The 26,032-nt window shown below is 67.2% G+C and carries 20 protein-coding genes and 1 pseudogene; 9 read left to right on the forward strand and 12 right to left on the reverse strand.

Annotated elements, in window-relative coordinates; all coding sequences use genetic code 11:
* The 5 genes and pseudogenes from AAHM41_RS08870 to AAHM41_RS08890 all read left to right on the forward strand — a co-directional run.
* Positions 1-353: adenylate/guanylate cyclase domain-containing protein (locus AAHM41_RS08870; protein WP_342236168.1), on the forward strand; the 353-nt coding region annotated here is incomplete at its 5' end.
* A 363-nt stretch (positions 354-716) separates the two neighbouring features.
* Complete coding sequence (locus AAHM41_RS08875) at positions 717-1,700, forward strand: TIGR03571 family LLM class oxidoreductase (RefSeq protein ID WP_342236215.1); 984 nt, start codon at positions 717-719, stop codon at positions 1,698-1,700.
* An 18-nt stretch (positions 1,701-1,718) separates the two neighbouring features.
* Entirely contained in the window at positions 1,719-2,543 is an 825-nt protein-coding gene (locus AAHM41_RS08880; protein ID WP_342236169.1) for an aldo/keto reductase, read from the forward strand.
* Positions 2,544-2,739: 196 nt separating this feature from the next.
* Positions 2,740-3,516, forward strand: a pseudogene (locus tag AAHM41_RS08885) (LysR substrate-binding domain-containing protein).
* A gap of 237 nt (positions 3,517-3,753) precedes the next feature.
* On the forward strand, positions 3,754-8,838 hold the full coding sequence (locus tag AAHM41_RS08890) for a trifunctional serine/threonine-protein kinase/ATP-binding protein/sensor histidine kinase (protein WP_342236170.1): 5,085 nt from the start codon (positions 3,754-3,756) through the stop codon (positions 8,836-8,838).
* A 13-nt stretch (positions 8,839-8,851) separates the two neighbouring features.
* Here AAHM41_RS08890 and AAHM41_RS08895 read toward each other — a convergent pair whose 3' ends face one another.
* The 8 genes from AAHM41_RS08895 to AAHM41_RS08930 all read right to left on the reverse strand — a co-directional run bounded on the left by AAHM41_RS08895 (position 8,852) and on the right by AAHM41_RS08930 (position 16,020).
* Positions 8,852-9,526 carry a YoaK family protein gene (locus AAHM41_RS08895; protein ID WP_342236171.1) on the reverse strand — a complete coding sequence of 225 codons (675 nt, stop codon included), beginning with the start codon at positions 9,524-9,526 and terminating at the stop codon, positions 8,852-8,854.
* Between the two features lie 4 nt (positions 9,527-9,530).
* Entirely contained in the window at positions 9,531-10,952 is a 1,422-nt protein-coding gene (locus AAHM41_RS08900) for an alginate export family protein (RefSeq protein WP_342236172.1), read from the reverse strand.
* 16 nt (positions 10,953-10,968) lie between these two features.
* Entirely contained in the window at positions 10,969-11,862 is an 894-nt protein-coding gene (locus tag AAHM41_RS08905) for a glyoxalase (RefSeq protein ID WP_342236173.1), read from the reverse strand.
* A gap of 26 nt (positions 11,863-11,888) precedes the next feature.
* Complete coding sequence (locus AAHM41_RS08910) at positions 11,889-12,332, reverse strand: DoxX family protein (RefSeq protein ID WP_342236174.1); 444 nt, start codon at positions 12,330-12,332, stop codon at positions 11,889-11,891.
* 2 nt (positions 12,333-12,334) lie between these two features.
* Positions 12,335-14,224: an amidohydrolase gene (locus AAHM41_RS08915; RefSeq protein ID WP_342236175.1), complete on the reverse strand. Its 1,890-nt coding sequence runs from the start codon at positions 14,222-14,224 to the stop codon at positions 12,335-12,337.
* A 79-nt stretch (positions 14,225-14,303) separates the two neighbouring features.
* Positions 14,304-14,567 carry a XapX domain-containing protein gene (locus AAHM41_RS08920; protein WP_138888145.1) on the reverse strand — a complete coding sequence of 88 codons (264 nt, stop codon included), beginning with the start codon at positions 14,565-14,567 and terminating at the stop codon, positions 14,304-14,306.
* Positions 14,568-14,603: 36 nt separating this feature from the next.
* Entirely contained in the window at positions 14,604-15,251 is a 648-nt protein-coding gene (locus AAHM41_RS08925; RefSeq protein ID WP_342236176.1) for a hydrolase, read from the reverse strand.
* Between the two features lie 253 nt (positions 15,252-15,504).
* Positions 15,505-16,020, reverse strand: a complete 516-nt coding sequence (locus AAHM41_RS08930) for a Dps family protein (protein ID WP_342236177.1) — start codon at positions 16,018-16,020, stop codon at positions 15,505-15,507.
* Positions 16,021-16,334: 314 nt separating this feature from the next.
* Between AAHM41_RS08930 and AAHM41_RS08935 the strand changes: the two genes are divergently transcribed.
* Together AAHM41_RS08935 and AAHM41_RS08940 are read left to right on the forward strand one after the other, a co-directional pair.
* The gene (locus AAHM41_RS08935; RefSeq protein ID WP_342236178.1) at positions 16,335-16,991 is read left to right on the forward strand and encodes a response regulator transcription factor; all 657 of its coding nucleotides are present in this window, start codon (positions 16,335-16,337) and stop codon (positions 16,989-16,991) included.
* A gap of 117 nt (positions 16,992-17,108) precedes the next feature.
* Entirely contained in the window at positions 17,109-17,486 is a 378-nt protein-coding gene (locus tag AAHM41_RS08940) for a response regulator transcription factor (protein WP_342236179.1), read from the forward strand.
* A 126-nt stretch (positions 17,487-17,612) separates the two neighbouring features.
* Here AAHM41_RS08940 and cydB read toward each other — a convergent pair whose 3' ends face one another.
* From cydB to AAHM41_RS08960, 4 genes are all read right to left on the reverse strand, one after another.
* Positions 17,613-18,599 (reverse strand): cytochrome d ubiquinol oxidase subunit II, encoded by a 987-nt coding sequence (gene cydB / locus AAHM41_RS08945; RefSeq protein ID WP_342236180.1) that lies wholly within the window; start codon positions 18,597-18,599, stop codon positions 17,613-17,615.
* Positions 18,596-20,014, reverse strand: a complete 1,419-nt coding sequence (locus AAHM41_RS08950; RefSeq protein WP_342236181.1) for a cytochrome ubiquinol oxidase subunit I — start codon at positions 20,012-20,014, stop codon at positions 18,596-18,598. The genes cydB and AAHM41_RS08950 overlap by 4 nt, the downstream gene beginning before the upstream one ends.
* 76 nt (positions 20,015-20,090) lie before the next feature.
* On the reverse strand, positions 20,091-21,827 hold the full coding sequence (gene poxB, locus AAHM41_RS08955) for a ubiquinone-dependent pyruvate dehydrogenase (RefSeq protein ID WP_342236182.1): 1,737 nt from the start codon (positions 21,825-21,827) through the stop codon (positions 20,091-20,093).
* A 249-nt stretch (positions 21,828-22,076) separates the two neighbouring features.
* Entirely contained in the window at positions 22,077-23,192 is a 1,116-nt protein-coding gene (locus AAHM41_RS08960; protein ID WP_342236183.1) for an FAD binding domain-containing protein, read from the reverse strand.
* 241 nt (positions 23,193-23,433) lie between these two features.
* Here AAHM41_RS08960 and AAHM41_RS08965 point away from each other — a divergent pair, with 241 nt between their 5' ends.
* Together AAHM41_RS08965 and AAHM41_RS08970 are read left to right on the forward strand one after the other, a co-directional pair.
* Positions 23,434-24,636: an MFS transporter gene (locus AAHM41_RS08965; protein WP_342236184.1), complete on the forward strand. Its 1,203-nt coding sequence runs from the start codon at positions 23,434-23,436 to the stop codon at positions 24,634-24,636.
* Positions 24,637-24,696: 60 nt separating this feature from the next.
* The gene (locus tag AAHM41_RS08970; protein ID WP_342236185.1) at positions 24,697-26,025 is read left to right on the forward strand and encodes a c-type cytochrome; all 1,329 of its coding nucleotides are present in this window, start codon (positions 24,697-24,699) and stop codon (positions 26,023-26,025) included.
* Positions 26,026-26,032: the final 7 nt, after the last annotated feature.

Here is a 26,032-nt window from a genome sequence, read left to right on the forward strand (position 1 = left end):
CACTAGCTGTCATGGCGGCGAAGGAAGCTATCGAACGTCTGGCGACCTGCAATGACCAATATCCAAGTATGCCTTTGGCGAAAGCTCGCCCCACTTTACAGGCGGGGATTGTCCTGCACGAAGGCGAGGTATTCTTAGGCAATATCGGTGCACCTGATCGGCTCGACTTTACGGTGATCGGTTCCGCAGTCAACGAAGCTTGTCGAGTGGAAGCGCTCACGAAGACGATCGGCCGCGAATTGCTTATGACCGAAGCCGTGGCGCAACATCTCTGCCAGAAGGTCGAGCATCTAGGCGAACATCAATTGCGAGGTGTATCCGCTCGCGCCTCCGTGTTCGGGCTATCCGAGTGAAACGGATTTTGGGAGTAATTCTACGGGTCGAAAATTGAAGCCCGTACCGGATTAGGCGTCCGCCCGTTTGCCAAGCGCATCGCGGCCGCGAATGACATGCGCTCTACTCAATAGAGCGCCAGCTGCCGCGTGGACACGCTTGACGGGGTGACTTGCGGCTGATTCAAGGCTGGCTTTTGGAGACTGGCTTAGGCGAGCGAATCGGGCCTCGCTGACTGACCCGGATCCGCGCTCGATGGCGACCAGCGTCAAGGGCACCGGCATTCGTCGGCTACAACCTGCTCGATCTATGAAATGGTTTCACAGAAATTGTGGAACGCCAGCGGATTATCAACGCCGGACGAGCCACGTATCTCGTTCCTTATGAAAGGAAAATCCGCACTAGGCCTGATCCGCAAGCGGGATCGCATGACCCTCGGCATTGAACTGCCGCTGGACAACGATTGGTCGCCTGCCGGCGAAGCCCGGCGAGTGGCCGACGGGCGCCCGCGCGGCGTTCCCAATCTCACCGCACAGACCGACCTCATTCACAAGGCCGATGATCTCGGATTCTCGGCGATCTGGACGCGTGACGTGCCTGTCTTCGATCAAGTGAACATGGGCGATGCCGGCTCGGTCTATGACGTCTTCGCGCTGCTTGGCTTTCTTGCGGGCGTGACGCGCAACGTCGCGCTCGGCACGGCCGCGGTGGTCCTGCCGATCCGGCATCCGCTGATGACGGCCAAGGCTGCAGCCTCAGTCGACGCGCTGTCTGGCGGCCGCCTGATCCTCGGTGTCGCTTCGGGCGACCGGCCCGTCGAATACCCGCTGCTCGGCCTCGATTTCGAGGCGCGCGGCCAGGCCTTCCGCGACGCCGTCGCCTATTTGCGCGCGGCATGGCAGCCAGGCGGTTTGCCGCTGAACGGCGAGCGCGTCCCGTCGCTCGACCTGCTGCCGCGACCTGCGCAATCGAGCATCCCGCTGGTCGTCGCCGGTCAGGCGCAGCAGGAGGATGCTTGGCTTGCCGCCGACATGGACGGTCGGTTCGTCTATCCCGAAAGTCTCGAAAAGCTGGTCGGGCAGGCAGGTCGTTGGGCGGATGCAACGGCGGGACGCGGGGCCTTCATCAGCGCTTTCCATCTCGATTTGCTCAGCAACGCCGATGCCCCGGCCACGCCAATCCGCTTCGGTGCCCGCGTCGGCCGCAAGGCCCTGGTCACCCACTTGCGGGCGTTGGCTGCCGGCGGCGTCGATCACATTGCCATCAATCTCAGGCAGTCGGCGCGACCGCCCGCCGAGGTCATCGAGGAACTGGCGTCGGATGTCATGCCGGCGCTCACCAGGAAACCGGCGGCGCTTGCCGCCTGACGATCTCAGGAGACCATCATGCAGATAGTCGAGGCTCACGGTGCGGAGATCCCCGCGCTTGGATTCGGCGTGTTCCGCATGTCGGACGCCGAAGTGGAGCGAGTGGTTCCAGCCGCGCTCGAAGCCGGCTTCCGGCACTTCGATACCGCCCAGATCTACCAGAACGAAGCTGCGCTCGGCCGGGCCTTGCAAGCGGCTGGTGCCCGCCGTGAGGACCTGTTCCTCACCACCAAGGTCTGGGTCGACAACTATAGCCAGGCAAAGTTCGCCGCCTCCGTCGACGAGAGCCTCGACAAACTAGAGGTCGACCACATCGATCTGCTGCTGCTGCACTGGCCGGGCGACAAGGTCGCCATTGCCAAGCAGATCGAGATGCTGAACGCCGTCCAGGCTGCCGGCAAGACACGCTTCATCGGCGTCAGTAACCAGAATGTTGCGCAGCTCAGGACGTCGATCGCACTCAGCAAGGCGCCGATCGTCACCAATCAGGTCGAGGTTCATCCTTATCTGGATCAACGCACAATGGCGGAGGCTGCAAAGGCCGCGGGCGTCGCCATCACTGCCTACTACGGCATGGCCGACGGCGCTGCACCTCGCGATCCCGTTCTTCAGAAAATCGCAGCCAAGCACGGTAAGAGTGCCGCTCAGGTCACGCTACGGTGGCTGATCCAACAGGGTTTTGTGGCGCTTTCCAAGACCGCTAAGCCCGAACGCGTTGCTGAGAATATCGACATCTTCGATTTCGCGTTAAGCGATGGGGATATGAGCGTGATCGGCAAGCTGTCCCGCGCCGATGGCCGTCTCGTCAGCCCTCCCGGCCTCGCTCCGGCCTGGGACGCATGAGCAGTACGAGCGATGAGAAGGACGAATTCTGAGACTCCGCGCGCAGATGCCGGGCAGCGGTCCAATTGGCTGCTGCTTGCGGTCGCCATCGGCGCCTTCGACATCGGAACCTCAGAGTTCACGCCCATGGGGCCTGCGAAGTGGAGAGGATCAGCTCGGCTGCAACATTGTTCACGTGGCGCGCAGGATCCAGGATATGGGCAAGCCGTTCGGCGATATCTCGTGGGACGATTTCCGGCTGATCAACATCACCGGCTTCACCCGCAAGGTCGCCGGCCAGACGATCTCCCCGGCCGGCGAATTGCGCGTCACCACCACCGGCTCCCTGCTGATCCCCCTGCTGATCCCATTGTTCGCTCGGTTTCAGGGCGAATGCCCCGATGTGGGGCTGGCCGTCGTGCTCAGCAACGAGCCCCTGAACCTGCCCAAGCGCGACGCCGACGTTGCGATCCGGGCCACGGACAACCCGCCGGAGACGCTGGTGGGTCGGCGGGTCGCCCGGATCGCCTGGGCGCTCTATGGCCGGGCGGCCGGATTCCCGCGGCCCGAGATGCCGGCCTTCGACGATCTCACCGACCGGCCATAGGTGTCGCTCGGCGACAACCTAGCGGTGCTCAAGGCGGTGCGCTTCGTCCGGCAACACGTCACGCCGGAGCGGATCGTCTACAAGATCAACACAGTCCTCGGCCTAGCCGAGGCCGTCGAGAGCGGCATAGGTATCGGCCATCTGCCCTGCTTCATCGGCGATGTTCGCCCAACGCATGTCCGGCTGGGCCCGCCCATCCTCGGTCTTGCGGTCGATCTCTGGTTGCTGACCCATCCCGATCTTCGCCAGTCCGCCCGCGTGCGCGTGTTCCTCGACTATCAAGCCAGCGAGATCGGCCGGTCCCGGCCTCTCTTCGAAGGGGACTGGCGGATCGTGTCCGGCCCCGTCTTCGAGACGTCAGCCTCATCGAGCCGCGACGCCGAGTGATCCCTCGCGCAAGTCGAGGTTGCAGGAACGCAAGCTGTTATCTCACCCCGGGAGCGGCGCTCTTCACTACACTCCGGGTGCGCTCGGCGCACACCGAGAGGTTCCGGAACCATACAGAGGATGAGCCTTACATGACGTCGGCAACGGAGCCGTCTCTCTGCACAACTGGGGCATGGCTCCCGACAACGGGGGGCCGCGGTCGCTTTGCCCGCCGGCAACCATAGCGCCGATGCCGGCATGAAGTTCGTTCCTGACACGTCCTGGTTCAAAACCCTCGATATCGAGGTCGTCGAGGCCCTCGACGGCGTCGATCGCTGTCTTGCCTCCGATCCCGGATCGCGCCGCACATGGCACGCCCTGCTCGCGCGAGACACAGCGGCAGCAGAGCGTCTGAAACGAGACTTCTCGGTTACGTGCGAACTCGGGCATGACTGGGCTCTAGTGCCACTCGCGCTTATTCCGGCAGAGCGGGGCACCGCGCTGGTGTTTCCCGAGGCCATGGGCCAGGCCCTCGACGCCGTGATCAAGCCGGGGCATCGCGCCGCGCTATCGGATTTCCTCGACATCGCGGTCGGCGCAGCATCCGCCCTCGCAAAGTTGCATGCGCTGGGCATCGTTCACTGCGATATCCGCCCCGCCAACCTATTTCTGGATGCGGCCGGCACCGTTCGTCTGGCCGGCTTCGGCGCGGCCCAGATCATCGGGGGAACCGGCCAGGCCCCGGCGACGGCCCTCCCGGCCGGCACCTTCGTCCATGTGGCACCCGAGCAGGCCCGCCGCCATGACCCCTACTGCGATCATAGAAGCGATCTCTACGCGCTAGGCGTCGTTCTCTATGAGCTGGCCACCGGAGAGCCGCCGCTAAAAGCCGCGTCGACCCAGCAGTGGCTCCATGCGCATGTGGCAGTCGAGGCGATTCGGCCAAGCCTGCTCCATGACGCCGTTCCGAACGTCGTCGACGAGATCATTCTGAAGCTGATCGCCAAAGATCCTGCGGATCGCTACCAAAGCGCAACAGCCCTACATGCCGACCTCCTGCGCTGCCGGGACGACTGGTCCGCCATCCAGGCGATCGAGCCGTTCGAACTGGGTCGGGCCGATGTCTCGGCGAAGGGAACGGCCCCCCGGCATCTTTGCGGGCGCTCCGCCGAATTGGGATTGCTGCTGGATGCGCATTCCCGGGTGGCCGGATCGGGCTCGACCGAGATCGTGCTCCTGTCCGGCGCGCCAGGGGCGGGAAAGTCGGCGCTCGTCGAACGGTTCAGCCAGGCCATTGGGCCGTCCGGCACACGCTTTGCATCCGGCAAGAGCGATCTCATGCAGAAGGCGATGCCCTATGCCCCGCTCGTTCAGATCATCCGGTCCCTCACGACCCGATTGCTGAGCGAGAGCGACGACGCCCTCACACTGGTCAAGCAGCGTCTCGTCGACACTCTCGCCGGCCATGTGCCGCTGCTCATCGACCTCGTACCGGAAACCGAGATCGTTCTCGGGCCGGCGGCCCCCTTGCCCGCAGCCCCGGCAACGCTGGCGCAAACGCGGATGCGACGCGTCATCCTGCGGACATTGGCGGCGTTCGCAACGAGAGGCCGGCCTCTCGTCCTGTTCCTCGATGACCTGCAATGGGCAGACGACCAGACTCTCGCGGTCATCTCAGCCCTTGTGGAGGACACGCCAGAAGACCTTGTTCTGATCGGTGCCTATCGGGACGAGGAGAGTAGACAGCCAGGAAGGCTCGACGAGGTGCTCTCGGCGATCCGCTTGGCCGGCCTGCCCCAGACGAATATTGCGGTCGGCCCGCTTGCCGCCGCCGATGTCGCTCGGCTGCTCGGCGGCATCCTGAACGGCTCGGAAGCGGATATCGACACGCTTGCGGAGACCGTGCATCACAAGACGAGCGGCAATCCGTTCCACTGTATCCAGCTCCTACAGCAGCTCATAAAGGACCGCGTCGTCACCTACGATGCACATCGTCGGCGCTGGGTCTGGGACACCGCCCGGATCACCTACGAGGACAGCGTGGTCGATTTCATGCTGCGCCGACTCGACGCGCTTGCTCCGGCCCAGCGCGAGCTGCTGCGTGGGCTCGCCTGCGTCGACGGCCAATGCGACGAGATGCTTCTCGCGCGGATGTCCGGCGAAGGCCCGCGAGGCCTTGAAGAACTTTCGGCACCGCTGATCGATACGGGACTGCTCGCCCGGCGCGAAATCGGCTATGCGATCGCGCATGATCGCGTTCTCGAGGCGGCCTATGCCCTGACGAATCCCGCCGACCGGCCCCGGGAGCACGCGCGGATCGCACGGCTCATGGTCGACCTCTATGGCGAAACGAATGCCGATGTTCTGTTCGAACTCGCCAGCCAGATCGAGCGCGCCGCCGGGGATGAGATCACTGCGACCGAGCGCCTGACCTTCGTGCGAGTCCTTCTGGCCGCTGCCCGACGCGCCATGAATGCAGCGGCGGTGGAGCGGGCGGTGGGGTATCTGCAGACAGCGCGATCGTGGCTCGATCCCACCTGCGCGGCGGAGCACCCCGCGCTCGTGTTCGAGGTCGAGTTCCTGAATTGCGAATGCCTCGTCGCGGGCGGGTCCATCGAACAGGCGTCGCGCGCGGTCGGTCCCCTGCTCGCAGTCGCCGCCAGCCCCGTCGATCGGGCCGATGCGTATCGGCTCAAAGCCACGATCCACACGGTCAGATCGGACTATGAAGCGGCCATCGAAGCGGCCTTAAACGGTCTGCGGTTGCTGGGGATCGAGCTGGCCCGATGGCCCGCATCCGACGAGCTGGATGCCGCCTACGCCATGGTTCGGCAGGGCCTGAGCGACTGTCCGCTGGAGAGTTTCGCCGATCTGCCCGAGTTGAAGGACCGCACGATACAGTCCGCCTTGGCGCTTCTGTCTTCGCTGAGCTCCTCCTTCTTTGTCGAAGGCGGCCTCAAATTCCTTCACACGGCCAAGATCGTCGAACTGACCCTGCAGCACGGCACGTCTCCGGCGGCGGGATACGGCCTGGCCTGGTTCGGCGTTTTCAGCGCTAGCCTTTACGGCGCCTATGAAGATGGTTTCGCCCACGCCAGCGCCGCCGCGGCCCTGGTGCAGCGCGATGGCTATGAGGCTCAACGGACTGCAGTCTTGATCGCTCTCGATCAGGTCAGCCCCTGGACTCAACCGCTGCATTATGCGCTCGCCAGGGCGCGGGACGCCGTCACCGCCGGACATGCGGCCGGCGACATCGGCATGACGTGCTACGCGCGGAACCACATCGCGTCCGACCTGATCGCTCTCGGAGCCCCGTTGGCTCAGGTCAGGGAAGCAGTCGAGGACGGCATCGCAGTCACACAAAAAATCAGCTTCACAGACGTCGAACTCATCTTGAGAGCACAGCTTTCATTCGTCGATGCGTTGCAGAATGGCCAAGCCAGCGAGCCGAGGCCAATCTACCGAGATCAGATCCGCTCCTATACTACCCTGTTCTTCGCCTCGTATTATGAGGGGCTTACCGCTTTCCTTCTGGGCAGCGATGCAGACGCGGAACGCCTCCTACGAGAGGCTATGGCGGTGTCGTGGTCCGCGCCGGCGCATATCGATCTCGCCTACTGCCATCTGTTCTCCGCTTTGGCGGCTGCCCGGGTTGCATGCGACGGCAGGCATCCCGAAGCCGTGGAGAACCTGGCCCGCCATCACGCGATGTTTTCCCGATGGGCGGATCTCAACCCCACGACGTTCCGCTGCAAGCTGCTTCTCATCGAAGCCGAGATCGCGCGGATGAAGGGCGATCTCAGGACCGCGCTCGGCTGTTACGAGCGATCCGCCCTCGGCGCGCAAGCGGCCGGCTTCGTCCATGAGGAGGCTCTGGCCTACGAACTGGCCGGCGCATTCTGCCTGCAGCAAGGGCTGTCCCGTTCAGCGGAGAGCCATATCCGCGCCTCGCATGCCTGCTACCGACGCTGGGGGGCCGAAGCGAAGGCCCGACGGCTGGAAGCCGACCACCCCCAACTGTTCAAGGCGCCGTCCGAGGGGACCGGCGCGACGCCGGACGCCGGGCAGGTCGAGTTGAACCTTGCTGTGATCATGAAGGCGGCCCAGGCCGTCTCCCAGGAGATCCTGCTGGATCGGGTCGTCGAGACGCTGATGACCGACATGATCATCCACACTGGGGCCCAGACCGGGCTCCTGCTGCTGATGCGCGAAGGCGAGCTCGTCGTCGCAGCCAGGGCGCGCGTCATACGTAGCGACGTCGAGGTCGAACTGGATTCGTCCACGCCCACTGCCGAGGAGATTCCGGGTCCGGTTCTGAACACGGTGGTGCGGACGAAGCGGGCTCTGGTGCTCGCCGATGCCGACGCTGAAGCGTCGCGCGTCCGGTCGGAATGGCCGAACGATCGACGCATCCGTTCCGTGATCTGCCAGCCGCTGGTCAAGAGCGGCAATCTCGTCGGCATTCTCTATCTCGAGAACAACCTCGCGCCCGGTGTCTTCACCGATAGCCGCATGGCGATGCTCGACATCCTGGCGCCGCAGGCCGCGATTTCGCTCGATGCCGCCCGGCTGTACAGGGAGCTGGGCGAGGAGAACACCCGCCGCGCGCGGGCGGAGGCGGCGTTGCACCAGGCCCGCGCTGATCTCGCCCGAGCCACGCAGCTGACCGTGATAGGCGAGCTGGCGGCCTCGATCGCGCATGAGGTCAATCAGCCGCTGACGACCATCGCCTCCTATGCGGAAGCGGGCATGCGATGGTTGACGCGGCCAGCGCCCGACCTCGCGGAGGCCATGGCGGCGCTGGAGAGCATCCGCAGCGGGGCGATGCGGGCGGGTGGAATCGTGAAGGCGCTGCGGTCACTCGCAAAGCAGACGACGGCGACGCCGAGCCCGATCGATCTGAACGGTCTCATCCGCGATGTGTTGCGGCTGGCGGCGACCGACTTCGAGGTCCATCAGGTGCGGCTCACGACCGATCTAGAGCCGGACGGGATCGCTGTGCTCGGGGACGCCGTGCAACTCCAGCAGGTTGTGCTGAACCTTGTCATCAACGCCATCGACGCCATGGCCGGCCTGCCGGACGACCGGCGTCACCTGTCGGTCCGATCCACCCGGGCGCATGGAAGCATCCGCGTCCACATCGAGGACAACGGCGACGGCATCTCCCCCGAGATCCTGGAGCGAATCTTCGACCCGCTCTTCACCACCAAGACCACGGGAATGGGCATGGGCTTAGCGATCTGCCGATCCATCGTCCAGGCGCACAACGGGGCGCTGGATGCCGTGTCGGCAGTCGGCCGGGGCAGCACGTTCTCCTTCCAACTGCCGGCTCTCGATCCATAGCCCCTGCCGTTGCCTATGAGCCCTGCCTGGCGTCGGACAGCAGGGTCGAGGCCAGTGCGACGACCGGCGGAATGGCAAAGCACCATTCTCCGGCCAGGACGAAGGCCAGGGCGGCCGCTCCGCAGCCGAGGGCAAAGGCGATGACGGCGGCCGACATCCGGGCCAGGCGAGACCTGGCCGCGCCGGCCGCCTCCGGCGCCACGCCGTGCGCCAGATCCGCAAGGTCGATCATGATCTGCGTCGTCGTGCCGGTCATCAGCGTGGTCGGCGGCGCACTGGCCAGGTGGATGCGGTGGACCGCGTTCTGGATCGCCATCGCCGCGACCAGCACCATCCCGGTGACGATCGCCGGCCACGCGTCCCCGTCGGGGAAGGGGCCAAGCCGGATCGCCAGCGCGGCACCGAGCGTGAGCAGCGCCAGCTTCAGGACCAGCATCGCCCGCAGCGGCTGCAGCCCGGTTTTCTCAAGCCCATAGGCCAGGTACCGCGTGCCGATGACGACGAGGCAGAAGACCGGCAGAGCCAGCAGCTTCGCCACCGCGCCGGTGGTGCCGAGCGTCACCGCCGCGCCGAAGGTGACGAAGTTGCCCGTCACATGCGCGGTGAACAGCCCCTGCAGGGCCAGGAACCCGGCCGTGTCGACATAGCCGGCATTGAAGCTGAGGATCACCGGGAGGGTCGGTCTCATCGCGTCACCATCCGAATTTCAGCTCGATGCCGAGATAGTCGCTGTCATGCGCTCCGGCCTGCCGCAGGGCGTTGCCGACTTGATAGTGCACGGCCTCGACCGCGCCGGTCAGGTTGGCGTTGAAGGCGTAGTCGGCGCGGAACTGGCCATAGGCGCCCGTCCAGGCGTCGCCCTGCCCGGCCGTGCCGGCCACGGGCACGCTCGGCTGGGTGTAGACGGCGTCGGCCGTGGTCTCGCGCCACAGCAGGCCGAGCGCCGCCGTCAACGACAGCCCGTCGACCGGCTTCACCGTCACCGACGGCTTCACATGGATCAGGTTGCTGTAGCCGGTGTAGCCGCCGAGGCTGAAATAGTAGCCGTTCGGGAACAGCGGGTTGAAGGTGCCGAGGGTACCGTCGCCAGGACGGGTGTCGCCCGACGCAGCGTCGACCTGCAGCCCGAGCCGCGGCTGCCACAGCGTGTCGCCGAAGGTGTAGCCGGCGCGCGCGCCGACGGCCCAGGCGGCGATCGACTTCGGTCCGACCGAGCCGGTCTGGCCCATCGCCTCCAGGTCCCAGTCCAGCCCGTCGGCGGCGCCGGCGAAGCGGGCGTCGAAGATGTCGCGATGCTCGTCGCCGTCGGCGTCGAGGTAATGCGCGTCCTGGCGATCGTAGCTCGCATAATAGGCTGACAGCTCATTCGTCCCGAGCACCTGGCGCTCGACTCGGACCGTGCTGAACAGGAAATCGTCGTTGGACCGGTCGTCGAAGGGCTCGCCGTCGAAATACTGCACCGGCTGGCTGACGAAGCCGAGGACACGCCATGGTCCGCTCTCCCAGTCCATCCAGAAGGCGTCGAAGGACTGCCGGACGTTGGGGCCGTCGCGCGAGGAGACGAAGCGCTGCAGGTCGAAGGCGAAGTCCTGCCGGCCAATGCGGGCCTTGACCACGCCGTCACCCGCCGGGTGGGTGAATTCGAGGAAGGCGAGACGCAGGTCGAGCGGGTTCTGGTCGACCGGCGAGATCGACCGCTTGTCGAAGGCCCGATCATCCTCGAGCTGAACGAAGAAGCGCCAGTTCTCATTGAAGTGCAGGTCGGCATGGATCTGCAGCCGCTGCAGCAGATAACCGTCGCCCTTGCTCCCGCCGGTGCCGAAGCCCGGCGCGTCGTTGATCTCGAACCGCTCCCGAAGCGTCGCGCCGAAGGACAGGTAGGTCTGCGGGTTGCCGGCCCAGAGCGGGATGTATTTCAGGCCGTCGAAGGGCTGGGTCCGCAGGGCGGGATCGGCCAGCACCGACCAGTCCTCCTGCCAGCGGTTCATCAGGATCTTCGGCCGCGCGGGCGCCGCGGCCGGCACCTCCTGCGCGGCCGCGCCGGGCAGGAGCGCAATGGCTGCTAGCAGCCCGGCCCCAACGGGCGGGAGGGCGCGGCGGGGCCAACCGATCATCCCTGCTTTCACCGGCTCAGCCATGCGAGGCCGGACCATGGATCTCGGCGATGTAGCCGCCGGGAAATTCGACCATGGCCGCGCTGCGGCCGTCGGCGGTGTAGGGCGCGACCAGTACCGTGGCGCCGGCCGCCCTTGCCTTGGCCAGCGTGTCCTGGAGGTTCGCCACCTCATAGCCGGTGGTCTCGAGGCCATACGGGTAGGGCAGATGGCCGTCGGTGACGAGGGCGGTCAGCCGGCCAAAGGTCGATTCGACCCGGATTCGCCGGTAGGTGTCGTCCGGCCGGCCGATCTCGACACCGGGCGCCTGCCTGTCGTCGGACACCACCGTGCCATGCGAGAAGGCCAGAAAGCCGCGCAGAAAATCGTCGATGCCGTCGGGCGAAACATAGACCCGGTTCTCCGGCACGGTCTGATACGGCGCATAGGACGGCTTCGTCGTGTGCCAGTAAAGCTGCATGTTGATGCCGCCCGGCCACTGGATGACGGCGTCGCGGCCGATCGGGTCGGGGAAGGCGTCGACCAGCACGATGGCTCCGGCAGTGCGGGCGGCCGCCAGCGCCGCGTCCAGATCGGTGACGAGATAGCCGGTCCGCTCTGCGCCGAAAGGATACGGGACCGGCGTAGTGAAGCCGAACAGGGAGACGGTGCCGGCCGGCGTCTGCAGCAGCTGCGAGGTGGTGCTGCTCGGCGTCGGCGTCACGGTCGCAACCACCTGTTTCGTGCTTTGCCCGCCGAAGGTGGCGAGGAAGCTGGAGGCGAAGCGGTCGACATCCGCGGGCGCCACATAGACATGGGTGGTGTCGTATTGCGGGCCCACGGCGACCGGTGCGCCGGTCTCCCTGGCCTGTGCGGGGAACGCGGCCAGGATGCTCAGGCCGAGGGCCGCCGCGAGAAGAGGGATGCGCATTGGAGAACTCTCTCTAATCAACAGGGTCAGCTCGGACGTTTCCGGTCCCGGAGGTCGTGCCAGGCGACGAGAAGGAAGCCGCCGGCGAGGCCGAGATGCTCGAAGAAGGCATTGGCGGCGCCGAAGCGGTCGGACGGAGCCATCTCCCAGAACCGCAGGGCCAGGACGGTGGCCATCAGCGTGAACCCGGCGAGGGCCAGCGCCCCAAGCCAGCGCCAGATCCCGGTCAGGATCATGGCTGAGGCGCCAAGCTCCAGCAGGATCACCGCGACCGTGGCGGGAGCGGCCGGGGCGATGCCGAAATGCTCCATCTCGGCGATTGCGAAGGGGAAATCCGTGGCCTTGTTGAGCCCGCCCTGAAGGTAGGCGGCACAGAGTCCGAGGAGCGCCAGCCACCGGGCCCAATCCGCCCCGAATACGGGGCGGACTAATGCGGCGACACGGTTCTCGATCGTCGCGGACGTCGGCATCGTCACACCGCCCAGCAGGCGCAGCCGAGGGCGCCCCAGAAGCTCTTCAGATCGGAGACCGGCAACCGGGCCGACCAGGCCGAGGCGTGATCATGGCCGTGGATGCCGCAGCTGCTCGCACAGCCGCAACTAGCGGCCGCCGTCCTCTGCAGGGCCGCGGAACCGGCCTGCTCGGTATCGCCCCAGGCCGCATAACCGCCGAAGCGGCGCACCGGCGACCAGTCGGGCATGGCGGGCGGCGGCGCTGCCTCGTCCAGCGGGGCGAAGTCGGCCGTGGCCCAGACCACCTTGCCGCCGACCAAGGTGAGGTCCGAAGCGGTGTCGGCGATCTCGCTCTCAGCGCAGGCGAAGAAGTCCCTGTCGGGGACGATCAGGTCGGCCAGCTGGCCGACGGCGATGCGGCCCTTGCGGCCTTCCTCGTTCGAGAACCAGGTGACGTTCTCGGTCCACATCCGCAGCGCCGTCTCGCGGTCGAGGCAATTGTGCTGCGGGGTGATCCTGAGGCCGCCGACGGTGCGGCCGGTGATCAGCCAGGACAGCGAGACCCAGGGGTTGTAGGACGCGACTCGCGTCGCGTCGGTGCCGGCCGAGACCTTGACGCCCTTCTCCAGCATCCGCGCCACGGGCGGCGTGGCCGCGGCGGCACCGAGGCCGTAGCGCTCGACGAAATACTCGCCCTGATAGGCCATGCGGTGCTGCACGGCGATGCCGCCGCCCAGCGCGGCAATGCGGTCGATCGACCGGTCCGAGATCGTCTCGGCATGGTCGAAGAACCAGTGCAGCCCTTCCAGCGGGATGTCCTGGTTCACCCGCTCGAACACGTCGAGCGCCCGGCTGATCGTCTCGTCATAGGTGGCGTGCAGCCGCCAGGGCCAGCGGTTCTCGGCCAGGATGCGGACGACCTCCTCCAGCTCGCCTTCCATCTCGGGCGGCATGTCCGGTCGGGGCTGGCGGAAATCCTCGAAATCGGCGGCGGAGAAGACCAGCATCTCGCCGGCGCCGTTGTGCCGGAAATAGTCGTCGCCCTGCCGGTAGCGCGAGGTCCTCGTCCAGTTCAGGAAGTCGTCCTTCTCGGCCTTCGGCTTCTGGGTGAACAGGTTGTAGGCGAGGCGGATGGTCAACTGGCCGTCGTCGGCGAGCTTCTGGATGACGGCATAGTCCTCGGGATAGTTCTGGAAGCCGCCGCCGGCATCGATGGCGCCGGTGACGCCGAGGCGATTCAGCTCGCGCATGAAGTGCCGGGTCGAGTTCACTTGGTACTCGAAGGGCAGCTTCGGCCCCTTGGCCAGGGTGGCATAGAGGATCGCGGCGTTGGGCTTGGCCAGCAGGAGCCCGGTCGGGGTGCCGTCGGGGCCGCGCGTGATCTCGCCGCCCGGCGGTTCGGGCGTGTCCTTGCCGTAGCCGACGGCGCGTAGCGCGGCGGCGTTGAGGATCGCCCGGTCGTAGAGATGCAGCAGGAACACCGGCGTGTCGGGCGCGACGGCGTTCAGTTCTTCGATCGTCGGCAGCCGCTTCTCGGCGAACTGGTGCTCGGTGAAGCCGCCGACCACGCGCACCCATTGCGGCGGCGGGGTGACCGCGACCTGCCGCTTCAGCATCGCCATGGCGTCGGCCAGCGAGCGCACGCCATCCCAGCGCAGCTCCATGTTGAAGTTGAGGCCGCCGCGGATGATGTGCAGGTGGTTGTCGATCAGGCCGGGCAGCACCCGCCGGCCCTTCAGGTCGACAATGCGGGTCTTCGGCCCGGCCAGCGGCATCACCTCGTGGTCGGCGCCGACGGCGCTGAACGCCCCGTCGGTGATCGCCACGGCGCTGGCGGTCGGCTGGGCGCGGTCGAGGGTGGTGATCAGGCCGCGATGCAGGATCACGTCGGGTGCACGGGTCTCGGTCATCAGGATCTCTCCTGTGAAGGCGGGCGGCCGCCCCGGGTGGGGCGGGCCGCGATGAAGGCGGGGCGTCGGGTCGGGCCGGCTATCCCTCGGCTTGGTCGGTAGGCGGACGGCTGCCCTTCGGCAGATGCCCGAACATGTGCGGCTTCACCTGGTGGAGCCAGGACACGGCCGTCGGCTCCTGGCTCCACAGGCTCTTGAGGATCGGTGGGAGCTGCTCGCCGACGAGCATGCCGAGAAGCCCGATCAGGGCGACCACCGGCGGCGCCGGCGAGCGCACATTGAGCACCGCGTAGATGATGCCGACGAGAATCCCGACGGCGAGCGACACCAGATAGAGCTTCATGGCCATTCCTCTGCGGCGAGCGGGCAGGACGGGGGCTTAGGCGGCCGCGCCAGCCTCGCTGGCGTGCTCGCCGAGCGCCCATTTGGAGAAGCGGATCTGGATGCCGTAGGGCGAATGGGCCTTGATGATCTCCATGCACCCGTCATAGGTCTCCACCCGGGCCCAGTCCTGCTGCAGCTCGAACAGGTACTGCAGCGAGGAGATCGGCACGGCGCCGGCCTGGATCATCCGCTCCATCGATCGGGTGTGGGCCTCCGGCGAGACGTCGCCACAGGCATCGGCCGGCACGTAAATCTCGAAGCCTTCCTTCAGCATGTCGAGAGTCGGGAACAGCACGCAGGCCTCTGTCCACAGCCCGGCGACGACGATCTTCTTGCGGCCGGTGGCGTGGACCGCCTTGCGGAAGTTGGCGTCGAGCCAGGAGTTCATCGAGGTCCGATCGATGATGTCGTGGCCGGGGAACAAGTCAGTCACCTCGGGCATGAACGGGCCGGAGAAGGTTTTCTCGGCCACCGTCGAGATCACGGTCGGGATCTTGAACAGCTTCGCGGTCTTGGCCAGGATCTGGACGTTGTTGAACGGCACCAGCCGGTCATGCGACTGCACCCCCTGATACATCGCGGGCTGATAATCGATCAGGGCGATGGCGCTGTTCTGCGGGGTGAGCATATCGAGATTGGACATTCTGCTTTCCTCTGTCGGAAGTTTGGCTGGGTGAAAGGCGAAAGGAGGACCGTTGGCCGAAGCCATGCGGCCTTGGCGCTATAGCGGTACGGTCCGGGGGGCGGGGCGGGGCTCGGGGTCCCACGCATGGACGCGAAGGATCGTCACCCCTTATGCCGCGGCTTCAGACTAGCCGTGTCGGCCGGTCTTGCTCAGGACAACCGCCTTCCTGAGCGCAAGGCGAGTTTGCGGAATCACCTTGGTCCGCGGCAGTTCAGCGTGAGCGGGTGGCCTCGTGGAGGAACCAGCTGCGCCGTTCGGCTTCGTCGATCCAGACTTCGATCAGGCTGGTCGAGGCGACATCGTTGTGGGCTTCGCAGACCTCGTGCGCGGCCCGCAGGAACCCTGTGAGGCGCCGATTGTCGTCGGCCAGCTCAGCCAGCATGTCCGGCGCGGTGACGTAGTCGGCGTCGTTGTCCAGCAGCCGCTGGATCCGGTGGATTTGCCCGATCGACCGGAGGGTGGTACCGCCGACCTTGCGGGCACGCTCCGCGATCGCGTCCGTGGTGGAGAAGATCTGATCGGCCTGCTCGTCCAGCATCAGGTGGTAGTCACGGAAATGTGGGCCGGACAGGTGCCAGTGGAAGTTCTTGGTCTTGAGGTACAGCGCGAACACGTCCGCCAGCACGCCGGTCAGTGCGGCGGCGATATCCACAACGGCAGCCTCACCGAGATCGCTCGGTGTGCGAAGCGCGGCCTTTCGACGAGACTGAAGCGAAAGATCGTCCATGTGAGATCCCCTTCGGATCCAGCCCGCAGTGCCGGACGAGTATCGTCCGAACCGGCAGGTCTCTACGGCCGGCAACGGCCTGACGGATCGAACGGTAACGGGACAGGCCGGCGGCCTCATATCGGTCGGTCGTTTACTCCACTCATACGTGGGTTTGTGGCTGGCGGCGGCGCGCCGGGAGACAACGAAGTTCGATACCCCGACTAAACGCATGTATGATTCTATCGACCGCGGGACTTGGCCAGACTTCATCGAGCCGGCATGGCCCTGCATGCGGCATCGAAGGGGGCGAACATGATGCGCGGCATTTGGCGATGATCAGGCAGACGGTCAGAAAGATGGCTCCCGCCCCAGACCCGGCTTCGACCATCGTCATCATCGTCGACGATGACCCGACCATCCGCGGCGCGCTCGACAGCCTGTTTCGTTCGATCGGCATGGAGACGATGCTTTTCGGCTCCCCGACCGAACTGGTGAAGAGCCAGTTGCCCGACGTTCCCGGCTGCATCGTCCTCGACGTCCGGTTTCCGGGCATCAACGGACTGGATTTCCAGGCTCACCTCGCGAGCCAGGGGATCGGGTTTCCGATCGTCTTCATGACAGGCCATGGCGACATCCCCATGAGCGTGCGCGCAATGAAGGCCGGCGCCGTCGACTTCCTGGCCAAACCATTCCGCGAGCAGGATCTGATCGATGCCGTCACTGCGGCGATCGAGCGCGACCAGCAGCGGCGCGGCCAGATCGCCGCCCTGCGCGACCTGCGCGTCCGCTACGAGACGCTGACGCAGCGGGAGCGGGAAGTCATGACGCATGTGGTCGCCGGCCTAATGAACAAGCAGGTCGCGGGGGTTTTGGGGCTCAGCGAGATCACGGTGAAGATCCATCGAAGCAACATGATGCGGAAGTTGCAGGTGCGTTCGCTCGCCGATCTCGTCCGCCACGCCCAATCCCTGGGGTTGCCGCGTCCGTGAAACGTCGGATGCAAACCTCAATATGATGTTGGCTTGCCCCGGACCCCGGCATGATCGGGCAAGCCGCGGATGGGACGCTCTTCCTTCGTACCAGCACGGCGCGAAGGACATGTGGTCATGACGAAGATCCCAACGATCGCGGTGGTCGATGACGACGACGAGATCCGGCGATCTCTCTCCAGCCTCATACGGTCGCTTGGCTACTCCGTGCGGACCTACCGGTCGGCGGTGGAGTTTCTCGGCGAAGCGGGAGGCGATCCGGACTGCATGATCGCCGACATCCAGATGCCGCAGATGACCGGCGACCAACTGCAGGCCAAGCTGATCGCGACCGGCCGTGTCTTCCCGATGATCCTCATGACCGCATTTCCGACCGACGCAGTCCGTGACCGCGTGATGGCTGCCGGCGCCTGCGCGTTCATCGCCAAACCCTATGACGGCGAGACCATCTCCCGCTGCCTGCAGGCGGCGCTGGATCCCGCCCATCGCCCATAAGAGGCCATCCCCACGACATGTGCGCAACGCACGCCGACGTGATTCACCCGGATCTTCCGGCTACATCCACGGCGAAGCCGGACCGGACGAAGGGCGGAGCTTCTCCGCCCTCCCTTTTTCACGGCCTCAATGATAGCCCTGATCGGCCCGCACCCGTCCCCTGAAGATGACATAGACCGCGGCCGTGTAGGCCAGGGTCAGGGGCAGGACGAACAGGCCGGCGCCCCAGAACAGGAAGTCGAGCGAGGCCTCCGGCGCCGCCGCCTGCCGCAACGTCAGCGAGAACGGCAGGATATAGGGCAGGAAAGACCCGGCGAGGGTGGCGAAGGCCGCCGCGAAGATGGCGGCGCCGGCGAGGAACAGCCGGCGGTCGTCGCCGCGCCGGACCGATCGCATGAGCATGATGAACGCGCCCAGGCCCACGGCCGGACACAACAGCAGCAGCGGCCGCTCGATCCAGCGCTGCAGGACGGGAAGGTCGATCAGGAGCGACCAGGCGAACACCACCGCCAGGAAGGCCGCCAGCGCGCCCAGCAGCCTCGGCAGGGCGCCGAACGCGAAGGTCCGGAGCTCGCCATGCGCCTTGCCGGCGATCCAGCAGGCCCCGATCATCGCATAGCCGATGCAGAGCCCGACGCCGCACAGCAGGGCGAAGGGCCTCGCCCAGGCGAATGGTTCCCCCGCATAGGCGCCGTTCTCGATCGGCAGGCCCTGGACGATCGCGCCGACCGCCGTCCCCTGGATGAAGGCGGCGGCGTAGGAGCCGGCGACGAAGCCGGCGTCCCAGACCCACCGGAACCGTTCGGTCTTGTATCGGAACTCGAAGGCCACGCCCCGCAGGATCAGGCCGGCGAGCATCACCAGCAGCGGCAGGTAGAACGCCGAGAGCAGGATCGAATAGACCAGCGGAAAGGCGCCGAACAGCGTCGCCGCCGCCACCACCAGCCAGGTCTCGTTGCCGTCCCAGACCGGAGAGATCGACGCCAGCATCTGCCGTCGGCCGGCTTCGTCGGGCGCAAACGGGAACAGCATCCCGACGCCGAGGTCGAAGCCGTCCAGGGTGACGTAGAGAAGGATGGCCAGCGCCAATACGGTCGCCCAGAACTCGATCATGCCCGGTCTCCCATCTCGGCCGCATCGGCAATGCCGGGGCTGGCCCCGGCGAGCGAGAGCGGACGTTTCGGATTGGTCGTGAGGAGTGACAGGTCGGCCGCGGGAATCGGCCCGGCGCGCAGCTGGCGGTAGATGGTGACCCCGCCGAAGCCGAAGATCAGCGTATAGACGGCCACGAAGACGACCAGGCTGGCCGCGACCTGGGATGCCCCCAGAAACGGGGTCACGGCGTCGGCGGTCCGCAGCAGCCCGTACACGGCCCAGGGCTGCCGGCCGACCTCGGCCGTGAACCAGCCGGTCAGGGTCGCGATGAAGCCCAGGGGGAACGACAGGAATGTTGCCCACAGGAACAGCCGCGCCCGCAGGATTCGTTCGCTCAGGCTCAGCCACGAACCCCACCAGGCCAGCGCCAGCATCAGGAGCCCGCAACCGACCATGACGCGGAAGGCGAAGAACGGGATCGCCACGGGCGGGCGCCGGTCCGCCGGGAAGCTCTTGAGGCCGGTCTCCTTCGAGGAGAGGCTCATCGAGCCGATGAGGCTGCCCAGATAGGGCACGGCCAGTTCGAACCGGTTCGCCTCGGCCTGCTCGTCCGGCCATGCGAGCAGGATCTCCCGGGCCGGCTGCTCGTCCTCCCAGCGACCTTCGATCGCGGCGAACTTCGCCGGCTGCGCGTCATGGACGAAGTCGCCGACGAGGTGGCCGAAGCCGATCTGGAGCGGGACGAGGATCGCGGCCAGCCGCAGCCCCATCGTTAGCATCACCCGGCCTTCGTAGGCGGCCTGCCGCCGCAACATGTACCACGCGCCCGTCGCGGCGACGCAGAAGGCCGAGGTGACATAGGCTGCCAGCATCATGTGCGGAAAGCGCACCCACACGGCGCGGTCGAAGATGATGGCGGACCAGTCGGTCGGGATGAACACGCCGTCCGGACCCAGGGCGAATCCCGTCGGCGACTGCATCCAGCTGTTGTTGACCATGATCCAGAACGAGGACAGGGTCGTGCCGGCGGCGACCATCAGGCATGCCAGGAAATAGACCCAGCGCGGCACGCGATCCCGGCCGAACATCAGCACGCCGAAGAAGGCGGCCTCGAGCGCGAAGGCCGTGAAGCTCTCATAGCCGAGCAGGGGGCCCTGGATCGGTCCGGTCCGGCGGGACAGCTCGCTCCAGTTGGTGCCGAACTGGAAGGCCATCACGATCCCCGAGACGACGCCCAGGCCGAAGGCGATGGCGAAGATCTTCAGCCAGAACTCCGAGAGGCGCCGGTAGATGCGCTCGCCGGTGACGAGCCCGCACGCCTCCAGGAAGGCCAGCCAGGCGGCGAGCCCGATGGTGAAGGCCGGAAAGATGATGTGATAGGACACCGTGAAAGCAAACTGGATCCGCGACAATAGAAGCGGCGTGACGTCCATGGCGCAGTCTCATCGGTTCGGAGCGCCTTGGGGCGCTCCGGGCAGATCGGGAGGCGGCATCGCTTGGAACAGCGCCTCAGCGGGGCAGCAGGTTGGTCCGCGCGAGATCGACCACCTGGTCGCCACGGCCGCTCATGACCGCGCGCAGGAGCCAGAGGCTGAACCCCTTGACCTGCTCCGGCTCGATCGTCGGGGGCATCGACAGCTCCTGCTTGGCGGTGACGACGTCGAGCAGCGCCGGCCCGTCATAGGCGAGCACCTCCTCGACCGCGGCCGGGAGCTCCCCCGGATCCTCGACCCGCACCGCATGGATGCCCATGGCGCGCGCCATCGCGGCGAAGTCGGGATTGCGCAGATCGGTCCCGAGCTCGACGAAGCCCGCCGCCTTCATCTCCAGCGCGACGAACCCCAGGACGCCGTTGTTGAAGATCACGACCTTCACCGGCAGCTCCGCCTGCTGGAGTGTGATCAGGTCGCCCATCAGCATGGTGAAGCCGCCGTCGCCCGACAGCGAGACGACCTGCCGGCCGCGCTGGGCCGCCTGGATGCCGATGGCGTGCGGCAGGGCGTTCGCCATCGAGCCGTGCACCAGGGAGCCCACCATCCGGCGCCTGCCGTTCATCTTGAGATAGCGGGCCGCCCAGATCGTCGGCGTCCCGACATCGAAGGTGAAGGCGGCGTCCTCGGCGGCGAAATCGCTCACCAGCTTGGCGAGGTACTGGGGATGGATCGGCCTGCGCCCGGGCGTGCCCCGCGCCAGCTCGTCGAGCCCCGCGCGAGACCGGGCGTAGCGCGCCAGCGCGTCGTCGAGATGCAGCCGGTCCCGCTTGGCGGCCAGCTTCGGCAGCAGCGCCGTGATTGTCGCCCCGACATCGCCGACCACGCCGAGCTCCAGCTTGCAGCGCCGCCCGAGATTGGCGGCGCGGATGTCGACCTGGGCGATCTTGATGCCCTCGGGCAGGAACTGCTTGTAGGGGAAATCGGTGCCCAGCATCAGCAGCAGGTCGCAGCGATGCATGGCCTCGTAGCCGGAGGCGAAGCCGATGAAGCCAGTCATGCCGACATCGAACGGGTTGTCGTACTCGACATGCTCCTTGCCGCCGAGCGCGTGGACGATCGGGCTCTTCAGCGTATCGGCCAGCGCCATCAGCTGTGCGTGGGCGCCGGCGCATCCGCGTCCGCAGAACAGCGTGACCCGCTCCGCCCCGTTGAGGAGATCGGCCAGCGCGTCGATCTCGACGCTGTCCGGCACGACCACCGGCGCCGGCGGCAGCAGGCCCGGCCGGGACGACACGGCCCGGTTCGGCGCCGGCCGCAGGGCGACGTCGCCCGGGACGACGATGACGGCGACGCCGCGCTCCCCCACCGCGGCCCGGATCGCATTCTCCAGGACGAACGGCATCTGGCGGGGATCGGAGACGAGCTCGCAGTAGACGCTGCATTCGCGAAACAGGTTCTGCGGATGCGTCTCCTGGAAATAGCCGCCGCCGATCTCCTGGGACGGGATCTGGGCCGCGATCGCGAGCACCGGCGTGCGGCTGCGCTGGGCGTCGTAGAGGCCGTTGATCAGGTGCAGGTTGCCCGGCCCGCAGGACCCCGCGCAGACCGCGAGCTTGCCCGTGACCTGGGACTCCCCGGCTGCGGCGAAGGCCGCCACCTCTTCGTGGCGTACATGCACCCACTCGATGCCGGGCCGATGCCGCAGCGCTTCAGTGAGGCCGTTGAGGCTGTCGCCGACGACGCCGTAGATGCGCTCGACTGCGGCTTGGTGAAGGGTTTCGACGATCAGGTCGGCAATGGTTGCAGACGACATGGTGCCTCGCCTCTTTGGGTTCGCGGGACGGCGCAGGCTGGCGACCTCCTGCCCGCCTGGGGCGGGGGTCGGTTGCCGCTGCGCGGCCCGTGCTGGTTTCAGGCGCCAGGACGGCGGCGATGCGCGCCCTTGGCGGCCTGCGGATCGCTTTCGCGAGAGACGATCAGCAAGCCTGGCCGAACCGTACCGACACGCCAGGCGTGGCACATTCAGACACCAGGGTAGCGCTCTCATACATGAGGCTAGGGCTCAGAGGGCCGAGGCGCCGAGCCGGCGGCCATAGGCGGCGATCTGCTCTCCGACCGCGCGCCGCTCCTGCTCAAACCCGGCCAGGGCCGACCGCAGATCGGCCTGCGTCGCCAGATGCCGTTGCAGCGCCATGACGTCCCCGGCGGCCTTCGACACGCCCATGGCCGTGTGCGGCCGCACCACGAAGGCAGAGTCGCCGATCAGCGCGACGGAGCGCCCGACCATGTGCTTCGCCTGATAATCGAAGATCCCCTGGATCGACGGCGCTCCCTCCACGGACACGGCGAGCGCGAATTGCGGCGGCAGGCTCTCGGCCGCATCGCGGCGCAGCGCCAGCAGCCGGTCCTCCGGCAGCCCGCCGCGCGGCAGCGAGAAGGTATGGCTGCGCCCGGAGCGGTCCGTGAACAGCGCGGCGAGCGCGTCCGCCGGAACGTGGCGGTACCACACCCAGTTGTAGCGCCGATGGCCCTTGGACACTTCGCCCCCGGGGCCGGGCACGAGATAGCCGAGAGCCTGGCCCCCCGGTGCCAGGTAGAAGGCGAAACGATCCAGCAGCAGGGAGGCCGCCTCGGGGAGAATCGTCTCTGGAATGAGGCCGCGCCAGGCGACATATCCGGCGAAGCTGTTCTCCGGCGTCTCGGGATCGACCGCCTGGCGCACGACGGAGCCGATGCCGTCCGCCCCGATCACGAGATCCGCCTGATCGGTCGATCCGTCCGCGAAGCCGATGACCGCGCCAGCATCGCCGTCCACGACCTGCACGGCCTGTCGGCCGAGCCGATAGCAATCCGTCGTGAAGCGGGACGCGACGCTGTCGTAGAGGACATCCCAGGAGATCTGCGTCTGCGGCGTCGCGACCGTCTGCACCACCTGCCCCGCCCGATCCAGGACGATGCGCTCCTTAGCCACCACGCCGATATGCGCGATGCGCTCGACGCCGATCAGCCTAAGGATCTGGAACACCTCCCGCTGGGCGACCAGCCCCGCTCCCCGGCCGGAAAGACCCAGGGCCGAGCGCTCGTAGATCCGGACGTCATGCCCGTCGCGCTGCAGCAGGACGCCGGCGAAGAGGCCGGCCAGCGAGCCGCCGATGATCCTGATCCGAAGCGGTTTCATGGATGGCGTCTTTCTCGTTGCGCGGCGCGCCTCGTGCGCCGATCGCCGCCGGGGCCTTTCCCTTGAGACACCGTCCCGACACCGACGGCAATCATACGCAGGTGTGATGCCGCTACCTGCAAGCACTACAGATGCCACACGGCCAGGGCAGTACTTTGGTTGCCAAGCAGGACCAAGACGATCGACAGTCGTTCTTTACGAGAGCCGATCGAAACGTCCGGCATCTTCCGAGGCACGGACAATGAAGCAAATCAAAGAGGCAGATCGGCATTCGACCGCTGTCGGCCGCACCGTCATTTACCTGATGGCCGCAGCGGCAGGCATCGCAGTGGCGAACATCTACTACAACCAGCCGATGCTGGGCCTGATCGAGGCCGAGCTTCCCGGACGGCTGTCACCGCTGATTCCGACCGCGACGCAGCTGGGCTACGCCGTCGGCCTGTTCCTCCTGGTGCCGCTCGGGGACATCCTGGAACGCCGGCGGCTGATCGTCGTCCAATTCGGCGTGTTGGCCCTGGCGCTCGCCATGGCGGCGGTGGCCCCGAACGCGATGCTGATCCTGCTGGCCTCCCTTGCTCTCGGCGTCTCGTCAACCGTGGCGCAGCAGATCGTTCCTCTCGCCGCGCATCTCGCCGCCCCGGAGCGGCGCGGCGCGACAGTGGGCACCATCCTGGCCGGCATCCTGACCGGCATCCTGCTGAGCCGCACGCTCGCCGGCTTCGTCGCGACCTATGGCGGCTGGCGCGAGATGTTCTGGCTGGGCGTGCCCATGGCGCTGCTGGCGGGCGGGCTGATGATGGCCGTGCTGCCGCACAGCCCGCCGGATTCGCGCCTCGGTTACGGCCGGCTGCTGCACTCGATCGTCCATCTCTGGCGGGAGTTCCCGGCGCTGCGTCTGGCCGCGGTGACGCAGGCCCTGATCTTCGCCGCTTTCACCGCCTTCTGGACGATCCTCGCCTTCCGGCTGCTGGAGCCGCCCTTCGGCCTCGGCGCCGACGTCGCCGGGCTGTTCGGCATCGTCGGCGCCGTCGGCATCTTCGCCGCCCCCCTCGCCGGCCGCTTCGCCGACGCCCGGGGACCGGCCCCGGTCGTTGCCATGGGCGCGGTGCTGACCCTGGCCTCATGGGCCGTCTTCGGCCTGTGGACCTCGCTGGCCGGGCTCGTCCTCGGCGTGATCCTGCTGGATTTCGCGATGCAGTCCGCCCTGGTGTCGAACCAGCACATCGTCTTCGCGCTGCGGCCCGAGGCCCGCGCCCGGCTCAACACCGTCCTGATGGGCTCGATGTTCATCGGCGGCGCCTTCGGGTCGGCCGCCGCGACCTCCGCCTGGGACGCGGGCGGCTGGCCGGGCGTGGTCGGGCTCGGCCTCGCCCTCGGCGCGGCGGCGAGCGCGCTGCAGCTCGCCAGCCTGATCCGCGCCCGGCGTCACGGTCACGCGACCTGACGGCGGCAACGACACCCCTTCCATTCCAGCCCGCGGCACCGGCCTCGAAGGATCACGCCGATGCGACTGAGATACGCGCTCATTGCCGGCACCGTTGTCGTCCTGGCGTTCGGCGTGGCGGCCCTCGCCTATGCCTGGCGGTCCGAGATCGCGCCGATCCCGACGCCGCCGGCGTCGAGCTTCGATCCGAAGCTGGTCGAGAAGGGCGCCGAGCTCGCCCTGGTCGGCGACTGCCGGACCTGCCACACGGCCCCGGGCGGCCGCGTCTACGCCGGCGGCCTGGCGATGCCGACGCCGTTCGGAACGATCTATTCCACCAACATCACGCCGGACCGCGAGACCGGGATCGGCGCCTGGTCGGAAGAGGCGTTCCGTCGGGCCATGCGCGAAGGCGTCGATCGCGAGGGACGCCACCTCTACCCCGCCTTCCCCTACGACCACTTCACCCGGACCTCGGACGAGGACATCAAGGCGCTCTACGCCTTCTTCATGTCACGGGAGCCGGTCGCGGCGAAGGCGCCGGCCAACGACCTTCCCTTCCCGATCAGCATCCGGCTCGTCCTCGCCGGCTGGAAGCTTCTGTTCTTCCGCGAGCAGCAACTGGAGCCGGATCCGGCCAAGGATGCCGCCTGGAACCGCGGGCGCTACCTGGTCGAAGGGCTCGGCCACTGCGGTGCTTGCCATACGCCGCGCAACCTGATGGGTGCGGAGGAGACCTCCCGTGCCTTCCAGGGCGGAGAGGCAGAGGGCTGGCATGCCTATGGCCTTGGACCGGCCTCGCAGGCGCCGGTGCCGTGGACCGCCGCGGCGCTTGAGCAGTATCTCGCCGAGGGCTTTCATCCGCAGCATGGTGTCGCCCGCGGTCCGATGGCGCCGGTGGTCAAGAACCTGGCCGGCGTGCCGCGCCAGGACGCCGCCGCGATGGCGGTCTATCTCGCCTCCCTGGGGCAACCAATGGCCGATGGTAGCGCCGCCCCGCAGGACGCGGCCGTGGCTACTCCGTCGGCGCCGCAATCCGCGGGTATCCAGGCGGCGACGCCGTCCGGGGACGCACAGCCTGGGGCGCAGCTCTATGCCGCGACCTGCGCCTCCTGCCACGACTCCGGCAGGCCGCTACCGCTCGGCGCCGTGCCGCTGTCCCTCTCCACCGCCGTGGCCGGCGAGAGCCCTGAGAATCTCGTAAACCTGATCCTGGCCGGCATTCCGGCGGCCAACGGTGCGAGCGCGCCGATCATGCCGGGGTTCGGCGCCGTCATGACCGACCAGCAGGTGTCCGCGCTGGCCCGCTACCTGCGCAGCCAACTCGCGCAGCGGCGCGAGTGGCCGGATCTGGATGCCGCGATCGGCCGGGCCCGCGCCGCCCAGGCGACCCTTCAAGCCAAGCAGTGAGGACGTG

The sequence above is a fragment of the Inquilinus sp. OTU3971 genome (genome assembly GCF_038440215.1).